The organism is Parafrankia sp. EUN1f, from assembly GCF_000177675.1.
Lineage (GTDB): Bacteria > Actinomycetota > Actinomycetes > Frankiales > Frankiaceae > Parafrankia.
In genome coordinates this window covers 19,395-35,982 of sequence record NZ_ADGX01000051.1, presented here as the reverse complement: position 1 = coordinate 35,982, position 16,588 = coordinate 19,395, and the positions used below count along the sequence as shown (strand labels likewise).

At 71.0% G+C, this 16,588-nt stretch carries 13 protein-coding genes; 6 read left to right on the top strand and 7 right to left on the bottom strand.

The window, feature by feature from the left end:
• Nucleotides 1–279: 279 nt before the first annotated feature.
• Together FREUN1FDRAFT_RS16935 and FREUN1FDRAFT_RS16930 are read left to right on the top strand one after the other, a co-directional pair.
• Nucleotides 280–1,077: an oxygenase MpaB family protein gene (locus FREUN1FDRAFT_RS16935; protein WP_157474876.1), complete on the top strand. Its 798-nt coding sequence runs from the start codon at nt 280–282 to the stop codon at nt 1,075–1,077.
• Nucleotides 1,078–1,197: 120 nt separating this feature from the next.
• A complete protein-coding gene (locus tag FREUN1FDRAFT_RS16930; RefSeq protein WP_232295228.1) occupies nt 1,198–1,833 on the top strand; it encodes a TetR/AcrR family transcriptional regulator in 636 nt (211 codons plus the stop codon).
• Between the two features lie 94 nt (nt 1,834–1,927).
• Here the strand turns inward: FREUN1FDRAFT_RS16930 and FREUN1FDRAFT_RS16925 are convergent, their stop codons facing one another.
• The 3 genes from FREUN1FDRAFT_RS16925 to FREUN1FDRAFT_RS45180 all read right to left on the bottom strand — a co-directional run bounded on the left by FREUN1FDRAFT_RS16925 (nt 1,928) and on the right by FREUN1FDRAFT_RS45180 (nt 6,514).
• Entirely contained in the window at nt 1,928–3,859 is a 1,932-nt protein-coding gene (locus tag FREUN1FDRAFT_RS16925) for a long-chain fatty acid--CoA ligase (protein ID WP_006541333.1), read from the bottom strand.
• A gap of 460 nt (nt 3,860–4,319) precedes the next feature.
• Nucleotides 4,320–5,654, bottom strand: a complete 1,335-nt coding sequence (locus tag FREUN1FDRAFT_RS16920; protein ID WP_006541332.1) for a TetR/AcrR family transcriptional regulator — start codon at nt 5,652–5,654, stop codon at nt 4,320–4,322.
• A 161-nt stretch (nt 5,655–5,815) separates the two neighbouring features.
• A complete protein-coding gene (locus tag FREUN1FDRAFT_RS45180) occupies nt 5,816–6,514 on the bottom strand; it encodes a TetR/AcrR family transcriptional regulator (protein ID WP_006541331.1) in 699 nt (232 codons plus the stop codon).
• A 134-nt stretch (nt 6,515–6,648) separates the two neighbouring features.
• On the opposite strand from FREUN1FDRAFT_RS45180, the gene FREUN1FDRAFT_RS16910 reads away from it, so the two are divergent.
• Nucleotides 6,649–8,013 (top strand): oxygenase MpaB family protein, encoded by a 1,365-nt coding sequence (locus tag FREUN1FDRAFT_RS16910; RefSeq protein WP_006541330.1) that lies wholly within the window; start codon nt 6,649–6,651, stop codon nt 8,011–8,013.
• Between the two features lie 181 nt (nt 8,014–8,194).
• On the opposite strand, the gene FREUN1FDRAFT_RS16905 is transcribed toward FREUN1FDRAFT_RS16910, so the two are convergent.
• Both FREUN1FDRAFT_RS16905 and FREUN1FDRAFT_RS16900 read right to left on the bottom strand, forming a co-directional pair.
• Nucleotides 8,195–9,091, bottom strand: coding sequence for an alpha/beta fold hydrolase (locus FREUN1FDRAFT_RS16905; RefSeq protein ID WP_006541329.1), 897 nt, complete (start codon nt 9,089–9,091; stop codon nt 8,195–8,197).
• A gap of 396 nt (nt 9,092–9,487) precedes the next feature.
• A complete protein-coding gene (locus FREUN1FDRAFT_RS16900) occupies nt 9,488–9,937 on the bottom strand; it encodes a type IV secretion system DNA-binding domain-containing protein (RefSeq protein WP_232295227.1) in 450 nt (149 codons plus the stop codon).
• A gap of 190 nt (nt 9,938–10,127) precedes the next feature.
• On the opposite strand from FREUN1FDRAFT_RS16900, the gene FREUN1FDRAFT_RS16895 reads away from it, so the two are divergent.
• Together FREUN1FDRAFT_RS16895 and FREUN1FDRAFT_RS16890 are read left to right on the top strand one after the other, a co-directional pair.
• Nucleotides 10,128–10,907 carry an anion permease gene (locus FREUN1FDRAFT_RS16895; RefSeq protein ID WP_006541327.1) on the top strand — a complete coding sequence of 260 codons (780 nt, stop codon included), beginning with the start codon at nt 10,128–10,130 and terminating at the stop codon, nt 10,905–10,907.
• A 205-nt stretch (nt 10,908–11,112) separates the two neighbouring features.
• Nucleotides 11,113–13,866 (top strand): toll/interleukin-1 receptor domain-containing protein, encoded by a 2,754-nt coding sequence (locus tag FREUN1FDRAFT_RS16890; protein WP_006541326.1) that lies wholly within the window; start codon nt 11,113–11,115, stop codon nt 13,864–13,866.
• Here the strand turns inward: FREUN1FDRAFT_RS16890 and FREUN1FDRAFT_RS16885 are convergent.
• Entirely contained in the window at nt 13,814–14,335 is a 522-nt protein-coding gene (locus tag FREUN1FDRAFT_RS16885) for a gluconokinase (protein ID WP_050795899.1), read from the bottom strand. The genes FREUN1FDRAFT_RS16890 and FREUN1FDRAFT_RS16885 overlap by 53 nt on opposite strands.
• A gap of 212 nt (nt 14,336–14,547) precedes the next feature.
• Complete coding sequence (locus FREUN1FDRAFT_RS16880; RefSeq protein ID WP_006541324.1) at nt 14,548–15,840, bottom strand: hemerythrin domain-containing protein; 1,293 nt, start codon at nt 15,838–15,840, stop codon at nt 14,548–14,550.
• Between the two features lie 70 nt (nt 15,841–15,910).
• Between FREUN1FDRAFT_RS16880 and FREUN1FDRAFT_RS16875 the strand changes: the two genes are divergently transcribed.
• A complete protein-coding gene (locus FREUN1FDRAFT_RS16875; RefSeq protein WP_157474874.1) occupies nt 15,911–16,543 on the top strand; it encodes a TetR/AcrR family transcriptional regulator in 633 nt (210 codons plus the stop codon).
• The last annotated feature ends 45 nt before the right edge of the window (nt 16,544–16,588 follow it).

Sequence of the window (16,588 nt, the reverse complement as noted above, 5' to 3'; positions counted from 1 at the left end):
CGCGGAAGGCCTTGCGTGCGGCAGGGAAAACGCTTACGAATACCTGCTTCGGCGCATTGGTATGGCTAGCGTATAGTCGTATCTCGGCAACCTGGTGTCGCCCAGCGTGTGCGGGAGGTGTGGGTCGTGGGCTCGTCATCGGTTCTCAATGTTCATCCGGACCCTGCGGAGGGCTTGGGTGATGGCCTGCGTGACCCATCGGGCACGCCGTGCATTCGGTTGGCTCCGGTGCGGGGTTCCGCGGTGTGGCGTTACTTCGGTGATGCAAGAAACTCGCTTATGGGGCCGCAGCTGCTCGTGCTCCAGGTGGCGCACCCGGTTGTCGGGGCGGGGGTTCGGGAGCATTCGAACTTTCGGGATGATCCCTGGGGCCGCCTGTTGCGTACCCTGCTCTCGTTGTCCACCGTGATCTACGGCGGTGAGCGCGGCGCCGCGCTGGAGGGCGAGCGTCTGTTCGAGCTCCACAAGGCCATGGGTGGGGTCGACGAAAAAGGTCGGCGTTATCACGCGCTGAACCCCGAGGCATATGCCTGGGTGCATGCCACCCTCGTCCAGGGCGCTCTCGACGGTCATCGTGTCTTCGGTGCGGGTCTGCCAGCCGCCGAGCTGGACGGTTACTACCAGGGGATGCGTGACATCGGCCGGATGCTCGGAATACCCGAGCAGCACCTGCCCGCGGACTATCCGAGTTTTCGGACCTACTACGAGGAGAAGATCGCCGCCCGGCTCGAGGACAACCAGGCGGTCTGGGACGTCCTCGAGAGCATGCGGGTACCGAAGAAGCCGTTTCGGCTCATCCCCGGCCGGCTGTGGCGGCCCGCCGGAGCCGGCCTGGGCCGGCTTTGTTACCTCGTCACCGTCGGGACCCTGCCCCCGGTGCTGCGTGAGCGGCTGGGTCTGACCTGGTCGAAACGCCAGCAGCGCTGGCTGAGGCGATTCGCCCGGCTGGTACGTGTGCTGATGGTGTTCCTGATCCCGCCGCTGCGGATCGCCGGCGGTATCGTCGCCGCGACCTGGAACGTGCGGCAGCTGGAGGACGCCCGCTCGGCGTCCGCCCGGCGAGACGGTGCCCATTGAACGCAGCGGTACGGTAGAGGCCTCATGATCTTTGCTGGAGATCCCCGCCCTCAGGCAGGGGGCCGCTCTCCCGGAACAGCACTGCCCTCCGAAGGTCCGCGGCCTGGCGGGGAACCATTGTTGGAACGCGCGCTCGGGGCCTCCCTCGACAGTGCTGGCTCCGGTGACGAGATACGTGACCGCGTGCTCGACGCCGCGGCCGAGCTTTTCGGACGGTCCGGAATCCGGCGCACGAGCATTGAGGACGTGGCGCGCCGTGCCGGCGTCTCCCGCATTACCGTGTATCGCCGGTTCCCGACGAAGAACGTGCTCGTCGAGGAGGTTCTGCTACGGGATCTGCGCGCCTTCCTCGTCAGCTTCCGGGCGGTCGTGGGCAGGGCCGAGTCCGCCGCTGAAAGGCTGGTCGAGGGATTCTGCCTGGCGCTGCGGACCGCTCGCGTGAACCCGCTGTTCGGCGGCCTCATCGAGGTCGAGCCCGAGGTCATCCTGCCCTTCCTCACGACGGATGGAGGGGCTTTTCTGCGGGCTGTGTCCGACTTCATCGCGATGCAGCTTCGCCGTGAGCAGGAGGCCGGGGAGATATCGGGGGAGGTCGATATGAACATCGTCGCCGAGGTGCTCGCCCGCATGACGCTGTCCTTCTGCCTGACTCCCGAAAGCCAGCTGGATCTCGACGACCCGGAGCAGGTCCGTACCTTCGCGCGCTGTTTTCTCGCACCACTGGTCACCGGCGCGGGGCCCGCCGGTGACCAGTGAGCCTTTTCCATCTCACGTTGTCGAGCGCTCTGACCGCAGGCCGAAGCCGACGATGGAAAAGGCTCAGTGAGCCTCCTCCTTTGTGCGGGAGATGTCAGGAGTAGAGGTCGTCGATCTCGATGGCGTACTTCTCGTTGATGATCCGGCGGCGCAGCTTGAGTGTCGGGGTGAGCTCGCCGCTCTCCGGTGTCCAGCCGACGGGTAGTACCCGGAACTTCTTCACCTGCTCCGCCCGGGCGAGCCGGCTGTTCGCCGCGTCGACCGCGCCCTGCAGCTCAGCCAGGACGGCGGGGTGCGCGGCGAGCCGAGCGGAGGCGTCCGGGCCATCCGCGTCAAGGCCGGCGGCCTTGGCCCAGGCCGGTGCGACCTCGTCGTCAAGCACGAGCAACGCCGTCACGTACGGGCGCCGGTCGCCGATCGCGACGGCCTGACCGATCAGTGGATGCGCCCGCAGCAGGTTCTCGATCTGTGCCGGCGCGACGTTCTTGCCGGTCGAGGTGATGATGAGTTCCTTCTTGCGGTCGGTGATCGTGAGGTACCCGGCGTCGTCCAGGGTGCCGATGTCGCCGGTGGCGAGCCAGCCGTCGGCATCGGTGATCGTCTCGATCGTCCCGTCGGCCCGCAGATAGCCCAGGCACACCAGCGGCCCGCGGATGAGGATCTCCCCGTCGTCGGCCAGGCGCAGCCGCATGCCGAGGTGCGGTCGGCCCACCGTGCCGGTGCGGAAGACGTCCAGGGTGTTGATCGTCGCGGTGCCGGTGGTCTCGCTCAGGCCCCAGACCTCGCGAACCTCGATGCCCAGGCTGGCCAGTGTGCGCAGCACCGCCACCGGGATCGGGGCGGCGCCGCTGCACGCCCAGATCATCCTGTCCAGCCCGAGCGTGCCGAGCAGCGGCCGCAGCACCGACACCTGCGCGTCGTCGAAGTGCCGGGCAAGGTCCTCGGGGACCGGGGCGTGGGCCTCCGCCAGGTTGTGCACCTCCAACGTGACGGCCTGCGCGGCGGCAAGGGCGCCGCGGCGTTCGTCGTCCGCCAGAGCGATCATGGTCTGCAGGCCGGCGGCGAGCTTCTCCCACACCCGCGGAACGCCGAAGAACGACAGGGGGTGGATCGCGGCGAGCGCGCTGACGACCGCGGCGGTGTCCGTGCAGATATGCACATGGCCGGCGCGGTAGATCGGCGCGTAGATGCCCAGGACCCGCTCGGCGATGTGGGCGAGCGGAAGGTAGGCGACCGTCACCGGATGCGCGGGAAGGTCGACCTGCGCCTCCAGCGCGACGGACTGGTACAGGACGTTGTGATGGCTGAGCACCACACCCTTGGGGGTGCCGGTGGTGCCGGAGGTGTAGAGGAGCGTGACGGGCTGGTGGGGATGCACCGCGCGCCACAGCCGGTCGACGACGCCCGGGTCCGCGGTGTGCCGGGCGGCGCCGTCGCGCTCGACCTCGGCGAGGGTGTGGAAGCGGGGGCGGAGGCGGGCCTCGTCGGCCGGGAGCGGGTCGGCCGGGAGCGCGTCGGCGTCCACGATGACGACCGAGTGGATGGACGTCTGCCCGGCGAGGACCAGTGCCCACCGTTCCAGCTGCTCGGCGCCCTCCAGGATCAGCACCTGTGCCTGGCTGTGCTCGGCCGCGTACCGCAGCTGGGGGGTGCTGAGCGTGGCGTAGACGGTGGAGGGGATCGCGCCGAGGTGCACGGCGCCGAGGTCGACCAGCCAGTGCTCAGGCCGGCTCGACATCGCGATCAGCATCCGTTCGCCCGGCCGCAGGCCCAGCTCGTACAGACCCCGAGCGAGGGCGAGGGATCGCGTGCGTACCGTCGCCCAGGTCAGCGGAGCTTCCTCGGAACCGATCACGCTTATGGCGGGAAGATCGCCGAACTCGAGCGCGTTGCGCTCCAGCAGCGCGGGCACTGTCAGGTCGGCGGCGCGGCGAGCGCACTCGGCCTCAAGCCCGGTGAGCGGATGGTTGTCCGCGGCGGCGTCGGAGCTGTCGCCGGAGATGACTGTGGTGGCGGGGCCGGTCATGGTGCGCGCCGATTCCTCTCAGGCCGCTGCGGGGACGCGGGAGCCGGCCTTCTGCGGGCTGGCACACCCGTCGCCGGCTAAGAGGGCTGCCTCCCGTACCACGCGACGGATCACGGCTGGCTTGTCGAACAGTCCCTCACTCATGGCCGGAACTGTAGAACCATCGTTAACTTATGTGCAAGGGGATCCCGGCTTGAATAGCCTTCCCTGCAACTGAAATCGGGTTAGTCGATGGGTTTGTGGCGGGCCACGGTAAGCGTGAATGTCCGTTAACTTGAGGGTGGTCGGCGGGGATGTCGGGCTGGTCGGCCCGAGGGTCTGCGGGCGTCTCGGCCGCACGTTCCGTCCAGTGGGCCCAGTGTGGCGTGATCGGGGTCACATGGGAAGTCGCGGCCCGGTCGTGCCGCCCGGTCGTGTGGCCCGGTCTTGTGCGCAGGTGATGCCGGCCGGCCGGTGTGGGTCAGGGCACGAGCATGCGCAGGGCGAGGAACCGCACCAGTTGTTCCGACCCGTTGGACCGGTTGAAGCTGGTGGTCCGCCCCAGATCCATGACCAGGTTCAACGCGGCGTGAGCCAGCAGCCGGGCCTCGTTCGCGGCGAGCTCCGGCCTGATCGTGACCAGCAGCCGGACCCACTCCTCGACATGCTCCCGCTGGAGGCGGCGCAGTTCGTGCCGGTCCGGGGCCGGCAGATTGTTGTTCTCGGCCAGGTAGACCGAGACCAGATCGTTATGTGCGAACGTCAGGTCGACATAGGCGTCGATCAGCCGCCGCAGCGCGTCCGCCGGGCTGCTCGCGGTGGCCAGCGCGCTGGTCGTGCTGGTGCTCAGGCGCTCGGCGGCACGGTAGTACACCGCCGCGAGCAGATCGGCCTTGCCGGGGAAGTACCGGTAGACCCCGGAGGCGTTGATACCCGCGGCCCGCCCGATGTCGTCGATGCTGACGGCGTGGTAGCCGAGGCGGTCGAACAGCCGGACGGCCTCGGTCAGCAGTGCCTCCCGCCGGGAGCCCGGCCGCATCGGCGCGGAACCACCGTCGGGAAGCCCGCTGCCGCCGGCCGTCACGTGCCGGACCTCCGTGTCGTCGGCCGTGTCGTCGCCGGCCGCGTCGGCACCTGCCACCCGGTCGCCACCCGAGCTCTCGCTCCCCGCCTGGCCTGGGCCGGGCGGGAGCAGGACGGGCGCCGCGACGTCCGCGGGCAGGTCCGCCGTCAGCAGGGTCCACGCGGCGGATCGCAGGATCTGCTCGGCGCGGCTGTCGGCGATCGCGCAGCGGTGCGTCGAGATGCTGCCGATCGCGCTGAGCGCAGCCCGGCTGAGAAGCACGGCGGACGGCCGCGGCAGATCGGGGCGGAGCTCCAGGAGCAGGTCGGTGATCCGCCGCACCAGAGCTGTCAGCCCGGCCCGGACCTCGCCCTGGTGCGCCGGCTCCAGGTAGCGGGCCTGCCACTGGTAGAGCGCGCCCACCCGGCGACGCTGGACGCTCACCCGCGCCGTCGCCGCGAGCAGCCGGGCCATCCGCTCGGCGGGTTCGTCCGGTACCGCCAGTGCCTCGTCGGCCGCGGTGACCAGCGTGTCGATCAGCTCCCGGGAGGCGTGCAGGAGGATCGCGTACTTGTTCGGAAAGTGCCGGTAGACGGCCGGGCCGCTGATGCCGACCACGGCGGCGATCTCGTCGATGCCGACCCCGTGGTAGCCGCGCTCGCAGAACAGCTCCGCCGCGGCGAGGGCGATCTGCGCCTTTCGGTTCCTCGGCCGCCGCCCCGGCGTTGTCTGAGCTGTCGACGTCGCCTGCACCTACGTCCCCTCGCCGCCGCACGGCTCCGCTCGTCGCCGACCGGGCTGGCCGGCTCGCCCAGCCCGCCCACCCTCATCGGTCGCGGGTCCGTCCCATGGTGACATCACCGGGACGGGCGCCGGTGCGCTCCAGTCCTGCCCGGCCGAGGAACATCTCGCTTTCAGACCCGTTGCCGCAGGTAGATGGTGATCATTGCGGTGAGTTCCTCGACGATTTCCGCCCGCGGGATGGGCGGCTGATCGAGGACGTAGCGGATCGTCACGTGCTCGACCGTGCGCACCAGGATCCAGGCGACGGTTCCCACCGCGCCGGCACTCCCGGCCTCTCCGACGTCCCCGCCTGTCTCGGGCGTCCCGGCTACCTCGGCTACCTCGGCTGTCCCGGCTGTCCCGCAGGTGCGTCCCGGTGCGGCACGCTCGCCGGGCCGGCGCGGCAGCAGCGTCGCCAGCGTCGCCGTGACCAGCTCGTCGATGTGCCGCTCGAAGCCGGCCCGCTGGACGTCGACCGTCTCGGGCAGCTGGTACAGGACCCGGAGCAGCCCGGAGTCCTCCTCGAAGGCGTCGAGCAGTGCGACGATGTTCGCGCGGACCATCTCGGGCACCGAGGTGCCGAGGTTCGCGACGAAGGCGTGTGAAATGCGAGCACGCAGCTGCTCGGCGTAGACCTCGACGACCCGGTCGAGAATCGACTCCTTGTTCGGGAAGTACTGGTAGAGCGATCCGGGGCTGATGCCGGCGCGGGCGGCGATGCGGCTGGTGCTGGTGCGCTCGTAGCCGCGTTCCAGCAGGATCTCGCGCCCGGCGGTGACGATGCGCTCGACCATGGCGCGGGACCGGTCCTGGCGTGGTGCCCGGCGCATCGGCTCCTTGCGGGTGGGAACCCACGGCCTGCCGGTCACTGGGTGACGCCGGCCTGCGGGCCGGTCTGTGGCGGTGCGGGGGAGGGCACGGACGCGAATTGAACACGAATAGTTAGTCGTGTCAACATCCGTCCATGATCCCTCGCGCGACCGCGTGCAACGCCGCCGGCCCGCCCGCGGCGCAGGCCACCACACCGCAGGCCGTCGTCGTTGCGGCGCCGGGCATGACAGCACGGACACCCATCCAGATCACGACCGCGACCGAGGCATCGACATCGGCCAGCGTGCCGGGCGACTACCCGGCGCGCTTCCGGTCCGCACCCGAGCGGTCGCGCCGAATCGCGCGCCCGCTGCGGAGGGTGGCCCGGGTGAAGACGGACGACGAGGAGCTCCTGCACGAGATCGGCCGGCGCCTGCGCACCCGGGACGAGCTGGGGGCGCAGCTCGCCCGAGCGATGCGCGTCCGGGACCGGGACGATCCCGAGCGGGTGACCTTCGCCCAGCTGCGCCATGCCCTGAACCACGGGATCGGGGGCGTCGACGACCCGCCGCCCGCACTGGCCCGCTTCTTCGCCGTGGTCGACGAGGTGCCCGAGTGGGTCGACTTCGACCAGGTCGAGCGCGGCGCGCGGATCATGCGGGAGATGGGGCGCTCGGTCGACGACGTGATGCTGCAGCTGGCGCTGATCGGCGGCTACCGGTTCGGCGGGCCCCCCGACCTGTTGGTCGCCACCGGCGGACTGGTCGGCGCGACGGCCATGCGCCGGCTCGGCGAAACCCAGAAGTGGGCGCTGTCGGTGCTGGAGCCGAACGGGATGCGCCGCACGGGGGCGGGCTTCGTGGCCACCGTCCACGTACGGGTCATGCATGCCCTGGTGAACCACGAGTTCGAGACGAACGGCCGCTGGGATGCCGACCGGTGGGGCCTGCCCATCAACCAGACCGACGCGTCGGGGACTCTCGGGCTGTTCAACAGCACACTGCTGCTCGGAATCCGGGCGCTCGGCTGGATCGTGACCGCGGACCAGTCGCGTGCGGTCATGCACCTGTGGAAGTACGTGGGCTGGTTGATGGGCGTCGACGAGGACTGGCTGTTCGACACCGAACAGGAGCAGAACCGGCACAACTATCACCTTGTGTTGGTGCAGGCCGAGCCCACATCGGCAGGCCCGGCGTTGGCCCGCGCGCTCGTCGAAGGCCAGCTCACCCGCGACCGGGGCAGACTGACGGCGCTGCGCAACCGCTATGAGCGGGCCCGTCTGCTCAGCATGCTGCGGTACTTCCTCGGTGCGGAGGGCCTCCGTCAGCTTGGCCTGCCCTCGGCCGTGCCCTGGGCGGTGCCGCCGATCGTCACCGCGAACCTGGTGCGCTCCGGTCTGCTGGTGCGCAGCGCCGCCGGGCGGCGGTATCTCGAACGGGCCAGTGCTCGATTCTCGCGCCGAAACCAGCGGGCCATGTTCGGCGGGGCCACGCCGGAGGTCGGCGCCCTGCCGTCATGAGTGAGCCTTTCCGTCGTCGGCCCGGACTCGCGGCATCCATGGCCGTGGGTCGTGGGATGGAAAAGGATGAATGCCGGCCAGACGCCGTCCCCGACGGCTGGCCAGCATTCACGAAGTTTCCTCTTTCAGGTCACTGTCCCGGCCGGACGAAAGGATCTCCGGGAAACGGGGATGGATTTTCTCAGAACGGGCAGGTGGCCTGGTACTCCTCGACCGGCCCGAGGGCGCTGGCGGTTGGGCCGGGGCAGAGGAACTGCGTGTAGCGGGTGTCGTTGTCCACCCACCGCTTCGCCCATGAAATCATCATCTTGGCGACCAGGCTGTTCGCCGTCTGCGGGAAGAAGTGACTCGCGTTGTTGAGTTCGAGCAGGCTCTTCTCGCCGCCGAGCGAGTTGTAGAAGAGCGTCGAATGGGTGCTCATCGGGGCGACGGTGTCGGCCTCGCCGCCGATGATGAGCGTCGGGACGCCGACCTCGTTCCAGGTCTTGTCCGTGTTCCAGGGGGCCAGCGGCAGCGCGGCCTTCAGCGAAGGCCGGTCGGAAGCCGCTTCCAGCGAGCCGCCGCCGCCCATGGAATGGCCGCCGACGGCGAGCCGGTTCGGGTCGATCCGGCTGGCGGCCGGGCTGTCCTCCACCGCCCAGTCGAGCGCGGCGAGCAGCTGGTCACCCCGCGACGGCGGATAGTCGAGAACCGTGTTCGTCTCGATGCCTATGACCACGAACCCCTGCGAGGCCAGCCGCGGGCCGAGCCAGGAGATGCTGGACCAGCTGGCGGTATAGCCGGGCGAGAGCGCGATCGCGCCGAAGGTGCCCTGGCTGGTGTCGGTCGGGTAGTAGAGGGTGCCTCCGCCGAAGCCGGAGACCAGGGACGAGATGTTGTAGGTCGTCACCGCGAACGGACCGGTGGTCGCGGTGACGCTCGCCTCCGTCGGGTTGGGCCCCTTCGCATAAGGGTTGACGTCGGCCTGCGCGGTCGGCGCCGCGGCCACGACGCCGGCGCATAAGGCCGCGGCCGTGGCGCTCGCAAGAGCGAGCCGTATCCGTCTACGGGCGTTCCCCAGTAGTTTTCCAGCGCGCATTAGAACTCCTCTCGTCGTGGGTTCTCCGAACCGCGACCGGACCTGGTCGCGGCCAGCACAAAGACACCGAAATGCGGGCAGCGGCGATGACGCGACGTTTCGGCGGAATCTGCGAACATGCTCAGGTGTACGCGGACGTCTGTTGGACATCCCGGTGGACCTGTGGCTCCTGAATCTAGGAACGGGTGCCGGGGCATTCGTGCGGCGCTGGACGCGCGTGCCCGAGAAGCCGGCGTGATGGTGCTGGCCGCCCTGGGGCAGGGGCGGCCGTCGCACCAGTTGACAAGCGCTTGCTTAGTTTGATCAGCATGACCGGAGGAGTGCCCCCCGTCAACCATTCACGGCGGGAATCCCTGGAAATGCTGGTGGACCACCCGGCAAGAAGTGGTCGGGTTCTCAGGCCTCCGGGCGGAGCATGCGCGCACGGCGCGCGCCGGGCATATGGGGTGTCTGGATATGCGCGTTGCCGACCGGCAGCTGCTCCAGCTCCTCCGAGAGATCCTTGCCGGTACGGGTGCGCAGGAATCCGGCGGCCTTGCGGGACTGCGGGTAGTTGACCCGGTAGAGAACCTTGGTACCCGCGTTGGCGAGGACGTCCGGGTGGAAGTCGTCGAGGCCCTGGCTCGCCACGACGACGGCGACGCCGAACTTCCGGCCCTCCTTCATCAGCTTGGGCAGGGTCGCGTCCTTCGCGAGGCGATGCGCCTCGTCCAGGACGATGGCGAGCCGCAGCTGCCCGGTGCGGGGCGGGGCTGCCGGAGCTTGTCGCCGTGGTCGAGAACTCGGCCGGGCCGTCGCCCCCGGGAGGTGGAGGTGGGGGTGGCGGCGACCCTGCCGCCCAGGCACGGCTCACCACGACGACGCCTCGACGTCGTCCCCCCCACATCGCCCCGTCGGCCCCCCGACAGACAACAGACCTCGAAACTCTATTCGAAGTGTGGGAAAAACCTCACACCTGGTAGGGGACGTCGCGAATGCGCAGGTAATGGGCGTGAGGGGTCGTGCCGGGTCGGAACGCGCTGGAGGGTGTCCGGTTGTGAGCGTGGTCCTTGCCGGGTTCGTCGCCGGGCTTGTGCTGGCGACGCTCACCGCTCCGGTCGGTGTCTCGGGCGCGATGTTCCTCCTGCCGGTGCAGCTTGATCTGCTGTCCGTGCCGAACCCGGCCGTCACGCCCACGAACCTGCTGTTCAACGTCATCGCGACGCCGGGGTCGCTGCTTCGCTATCGGCAGCAGAAGCAACTCGGTGGCCCGCTGACTCGCCGGCTCGTCGCGGGCACCCTGCCCGGGGTGGTGCTCGGAGCCTTCGTGCGGGTCACCTTCGCCCCGGGGGCGGGGATGTTCCGCCTGCTGCTCGCCTGCCTGCTGCTGCCGCTCGGGACCTGGCTGTGCGTGCGCACCCTGCGCCCGCCCCGACCCCGCGGCGCGCACGCCGCCGCGCCGGGACTGCGCGCGGTCAGGCCGCTCGCGGGCGTCGTCGGTTTCGTCGGCGGCCTCTACGGCATCGGCGGCGGCTCCATCCTCGGACCGATCCTCGTCGGGCGCGGCCTGCCGATCGCGCAGGTCGCGCCCGCCACGCTCGCTTCCACCCTCGTCACCTCGATCGCCGGCGCGGTGACGTACGCGCTGCTGGCCCTGGCCGCGCCCGGCAGCATCGCCCCGCACTGGGCGCTCGGCTTCGCCTGCGGCCTCGGCGGCCTGCTCGGCGGCTACCTCGGGGCCCGGCTGCAGCCGCGGCTTCCCAACACCGCCCTGCGGCTGCTTCTCGGCGCCCTGGCGATCATGCTGGCGATCCTCTACTTCGCCCGGGCGGCCTGACCGCAGCTGACCGGGTCCGCGCCCGGGCCGATCGATCACGCGACGCCCTGTCGCCATTGCCGCAGACTCGCCGACAGCGAGATCCTGTGGGGCGCTCGGTGGTCGCCGAGTGAAGCGATACGGTCACATCTGCGCGGCCCGAGCGGCACCGGTCGGCGGTAGGCGTAGGCGCAGGACGGCCACGGTGGTGTCACCGAGGCGCGCGGTGCGACGGGACGGGGAGATGCGGCAACGAGGTTCGGCGGACGCCGAGACGTTCCGCTGGGATTTCGCGGTCTCCTACGCCGATTCCGACAAGCCATGGGCGGAGTGGGTCGCCTGGCATCTGGAGGATGTCGGCTACCGGGTGCACATCGAGGCGTGGGACGTCGTCGCGGGCACACATCGACCGGCCGGCGCGCACGCGGTTCTCACCCAGGCCCGGCGGCTGGTCGCCGTGGTGTCCGAGAACTACCTGGTAGCGGACCGGGTCCAGACCGACTGGCTGTCGTTCTGGGCCGCCGATCCGGGTGGGCTGAGCCGCGCTCTGCTGCCGGTCCGGGTCGACGACAGCCCGGTGCCCGACCTCCTGTTCGCACAGATCGCCCCGGTGAGCCTCGTCGGTCTGGGGGAGGACGAGGCTCGACGTCGCCTGCTCGACGCGGTCGACGCGGCCCTCGCCGGCCGGGTCAAACCGTCCGTGCCGCCGCCCTTCCCTGCGGCGTCGGCACAGGCGAGCACGTCCTCCCCCGGGCCTGAGGGAAAGAAGCCGGGGCGGGACCCGAGCCGGACACGGGTGGACAGCACATCGGCCGAAGGCCGGGTGACCAGGCTTCGTCCAGACGACGCGCTCGCCGCCGACGTGTTCGTCGGGCGCGGCCGTGAGACAGGCGAGCTGCTGGGCCTGCTGGCGCCGGCGGCCCACGGTGCCCGGCCGGTGACCGTGGTGTCGGTGTCCGGGATGGGCGGGATCGGCAAGACCGCACTGGCGTTGCGGGCCGCCGCCGACGCCGACACGAGGGGCTACTTTCCCGGCGGGGTGTATGTGACCGACCTCCAGGGATATGGCGCGGGGCCGGACCGCGGGGCACTGGGTGGGAGAAGGAGCAGCGGCCCGGCGCACGTGTACGGCCCGCTGCTCGCCCTGCTCCGGCCCGATGATCCGGTTCCACAGTCGCCGATGGAACAGCACGGCGCCTACCACCAGGCGCTGACGGTGCTGGCCGAGCGTGGCCAGCCCGTCCTGCTGGTGCTCGACAACGTCGCCGATCCCGGTCAGATCGTCGACCTGCTCCCGAGGCAGCAGGCACACCGGGTCCTCGTCACTACCCGGGACCTCGGGCTTGGCGACTTCTACGGCCTGCCGCTGGCCGGCCTGGACGTCGGCGCCGGCGTCGAGGTCGTCGACGAGGTGCTGCGCCGGCGCCGTCCCGCCGACCGCCGGGCGACCCGCCAGAGCGAGTCCGCCCGCCGACTCGTCGACCTGTGCTGGGGGCTGCCACTCGCTCTGCGGATCTCGGCCGCGCTGCTCGCCGAGGTGCCGAGCCGGCCGATCGGGGAGCTGGTGGCCGATCTCGCCGATGCCGACAATCGGCTGGACCACCTGGACGACGGGCGGCAGTCGATCGTCGCGCGGGTGCTGGAGCCGTCCTGGGAGCATGTGCGGGGCCACGATCCGGGTGCCGCCGAGCTGTTCCAGCTGCTCGCACTGAACCCGAGCCCGGAGATCTCGACGGCGGCCGCGACCGCGCTGAGCGGGCAGCGACAGGCCGCGCGCGGCCACCTCCACACGCTGCAACGCGCCCATCTGATCAGCTGGGTTGCCACCAACCGGTGGCGCGTCCCGGACCCGGTGGCCCTGTACGCCGCCCGGCGTTGCGCCGACCTCGAGTCCGAGGTGCGGCACCGTGCTTTTGAACGGCTCCTCGCCCACTACCAGAAGGAAGCCACCGAGCAGGCTCGATGTGCGGGGTGGCTGCTGCTCCGGCACAACCGGCCGACGAGCGGACCGAGCACGGAACTGGCCGCGTGGGCGGCCCGCGAGCGGGCGTTGGCATGGTTCACCCTCGAGGAGCCCAATCTGCTGGGCTGTGTGTGGTGGGGGGACGGGCGCGGCCTGCCGGGCCGGCTGCCGTCCTGGCGGCGGTACGTTGTCGATCTCGCCGCCGCGCTGACCGGATACCTGCGCAACAACGGCCCCTGGCTGGTGGCGGCCGAGGTGCACCGGCTCGCCGCGGATCTCGCCACCGGACTGGGCGACCGGACGGCGCAGGGCATCGCCCTCAACGATCTGGGCGTCACATATCGACTGCTGGGGGATGAACGGGCGCTGCTCGTGCTCGAACAGGCGCGGCGAATCTTCGTCGGGCTCGGCCGGTTCGCCCGGCGCTCCGGCCGGGCGGCCGCTCGCCTCGGCGAGGCGAACGCCCTCAACGAGACCGCGATCGTGCTCAACGAGGCGGGCCGGCATGAGGAGGCACTTGGCGTGATCAGTCGTGCGCTGCGCCTCTACCGCTGGGTCGGTGACCCACTCGGCGTCGCCAACGCGTCCAAGAACCTCGGTGCGACGCGCTACGGCCTCGTCCGCGACGCGCGGGGCGGCGCGAGCCTGACATCGGCCCGCGGCCCGCTGCTGGCGGCGCTGGACCAGTACCAGCAGCTCGACGATCGCCTGGGAGCCGCCGAGGCGCGCAATCATCTCGGCCGGCTCGCCCGGCGGGCCGGGGACGTCGCGTCGGCGCGCCAGGAGTTCGTCCAGGCGCTCGTGCTGGCGCAGCGGGTGGGCAGCACCCTCGAGGAGGCCCGCGCCTGGTGGGGGATCGGTGACTGCCAGGCGGACGTCGGTGAGAACGGCGGCGCGAGCTACAGCCTGGAACGAGCCGACCGCCTGCTGGCGCGGATCGGCGCAACCACGGCCCAGGACCGCCTCACGGCGAGCCTGGCGGAGGTTCGGGCAGCGTCGATGTCCAGTAGGCAGTGAGCCCGTCGACGGCGCGGTTCACGATCTCGTCCATCGGGAGCGACGCGTCGACGGCCATGCCCGCCTCGCCGGGGCGCAGCGGTTCCAGCGCGGCGAACTGGGAGTCGACGAGGGACACCGGCATGAAATGGTCCCGCCGGGCGGAGACGCGCTCGACGATCAGCTCGCGTGGCGCGTCCAGGTGCAGGAACCACGCGCCCGGGCCGCCCTGGCCGAGAACGTCGCGGTAGCGGGCCCGGAGCGCCGAGCAGGACGCGACGCCGCCGTCGCCGGCGGCCAGCCGGTCGGTGATCCACACGGCGATGGAGGCGAGCCAGGGCAGCCGGTCCTCGTCGTTCAGTGGCTGCCCGGAGCTCATCTTGGCGATGTTCTCCGCTGGATGGAACGCGTCCGCCTCCGCGTAGTCGACACCGAGTCGGTCCGCGAGCAGCTGGCCGACCGTGGTCTTCCCACTGCCGCTCACCCCCATCACCACGACGATGGTCCTTCGCGCGCGTACAGGCACGATCACGTCTCTCCTCACCGGCGGAACTCGTTGTGCCGACGGGCCCGGTCCCGATGGCCGGTGCGACAGTCTGCCGTCCGTACGGGTCTGCGGGCAGGGGCGGGTTCCGGATCCACCCCTCCCCGATCGCTCCCGATCATCCCGGGCGACGGTCGGACACGCCCGCTGGGCCCCGGTCAGACACCGATCATCGGGCGGGGCGCCTCGACGCGGGCGGGCCGGCGGGTCAGCTCGTCGCGCAGCCGCTCCAGCGTCTGGCGCATGGCGACGGGCGTGCTGACGTCCCGGCCGCTGAGCCGTTCGAAGCGCAGCACCAGCGCGGAGGGTGACAGCTCGAAGGTCTGGGTGAGATGGGTGCCGCCGTCGTGCGCGCGGAGCTGGAAGCGCCAGAGCGTGCTGTCGGGCTTGCTCCTGGTCCGCCGGGTGCGGTAGGCGAACTCCCGCCCAGGTTCGGCGGTCACCACCTCGCACTCGCGTGACCAGCGCATCCCGCGCGAACGGTTCCAGCCGCGGAAGCGGGCGCCGACGGCGGGTCCGGACGCGCCGTCGAGCCAGACGCAGCGGTAGCACTCGGGGCTGTGGCGGGCCATGCCCGCGACGTCGGCCACCGCCGCGTACACCTGGTCGGCCGGCGCGGGAACGAAGATCTCGGCGGATCCGCGCAGGAGCACCGGGCCCGGGTCGACCACCAGGTCTCCGTAGGCGGCGGCCAGGCGGCGCTGATAGCCGGAACGGCTCGCGGCGAGCAGGAGCGGCAGGACGGGCCCGAGGCCGGCGGCGACATCCGCCGCGCGCTGGGGGTTCGCCGCGGCGAGCCACGGCAGCACGAACGAAAGCCGCATCTTCGCGCCCCGGCTCATCCGCTTCTCGAGCTGGGTCAGTTCGTCGTCGGAGATCCGGTCCTCGATGGCCGGCACGACCAGTGCCTCCTCGGTGGCGAGGTGCTCGCCCATGAGGCTGTGCAGGCTGGCGGTCACCGCGGCGAGAGCCGACACGCTCGAACCGTCGTTCCCGTCGTTCCCGTCGTTCCCGTCGTTCCCGTCGTTCCCGTCGTTCCCGTCGTTCCCGTCGTTCCCGTCGTTCCCGGTGGGGCCGGTGGGCCCGGCGGGTCGGTTGGGTCTGGCACGTCCGGTGTTCTCGGTCGGTCCGGCGAGGTCGGCCAGTGTCGTGCGCAGGCGCTGGATCAGCAGATCGAGCCGGTCGTGGTCGGCGCTGAGGGCGTCGAGGGTGTCGAGGTCGCCGGAGCCGAGGCCGCGCTGGCGCAGCAGGGGCCACAGGTGGTCGTCCTCGGCGACGTGATGATGGTGGAGGGCGTCGAGGGCCTCGCCCACGTGGGCCCGCAGCGCCGTGAGCTGCGCCGAGCCGGCGACGCGGCGGCCGGCGGCGAGCTCCGTCGCGAAGTCGGCGATGCGACGCAGCTCCAGGCGGATGCCGTCGTGCATCAGAAGATAGGCGTTCGGATTGGCCATGGGAACGTCCTCCCTGAGATCGTTGTAGGGTGACAGTATTGAACCCAGGTCGACTGGAGTGAAATTGGTCGTGAAGCCGACGCGCGCCTACCGTTCGCCGCACCGCGCCGCGCAGGCCCAGGCCACCCGCGCCGCGATCCTCGACGCCGCCGTCGAGCTCTTCTGCGCGGACGGCTATGCCCGCACGACGATGCAGGCGATCGCCACGAAGGCGGGTGTGGCCGTCGAGTCCGTCTACGGGCTGGCTCCCAAGGCCAGGCTGCTGGAGCTGGCGCTGGAGCGAACCGTCGTCGCGGGTGAGAACACCCCACTTGCCCAGGAGGAGTCCTTCCGCGCCGCGCTCGACGCCGAGGACCAGCGTGACCAGGTGCGACTGTTCGGCGTCATGGCCGGGCGCCGGGCGAGGAGCTACGCCGCCATCAGCCGCGCCTACGTCCAGGCCGCGGCCCAGGACGAGGCCATCGCGGCCGCCTGGCACGAGCAGGAGCGGCGCCGGCTGCAGGACATGCGCCTGTTCGTCGAGGCGGTGGCCGCGCGCGGTGATCTACGCGCCGGGCTCACGGTCGAGTGCGCGGCCACCCGCCTGTGGGCCGCGTGCAACTGGTACACGGCCTGGCTGCTGTACGAGGCGGAGCCCGACCGCGACGAGGCCTCGGTCGCCGCGTGGTTCGAGACGACGGCCGCCGCGCTGCTGTTGCAGTGAGCCGGGCCCGCGGCACGCGGTCTGGGCCACACCGCGGCTACCCGG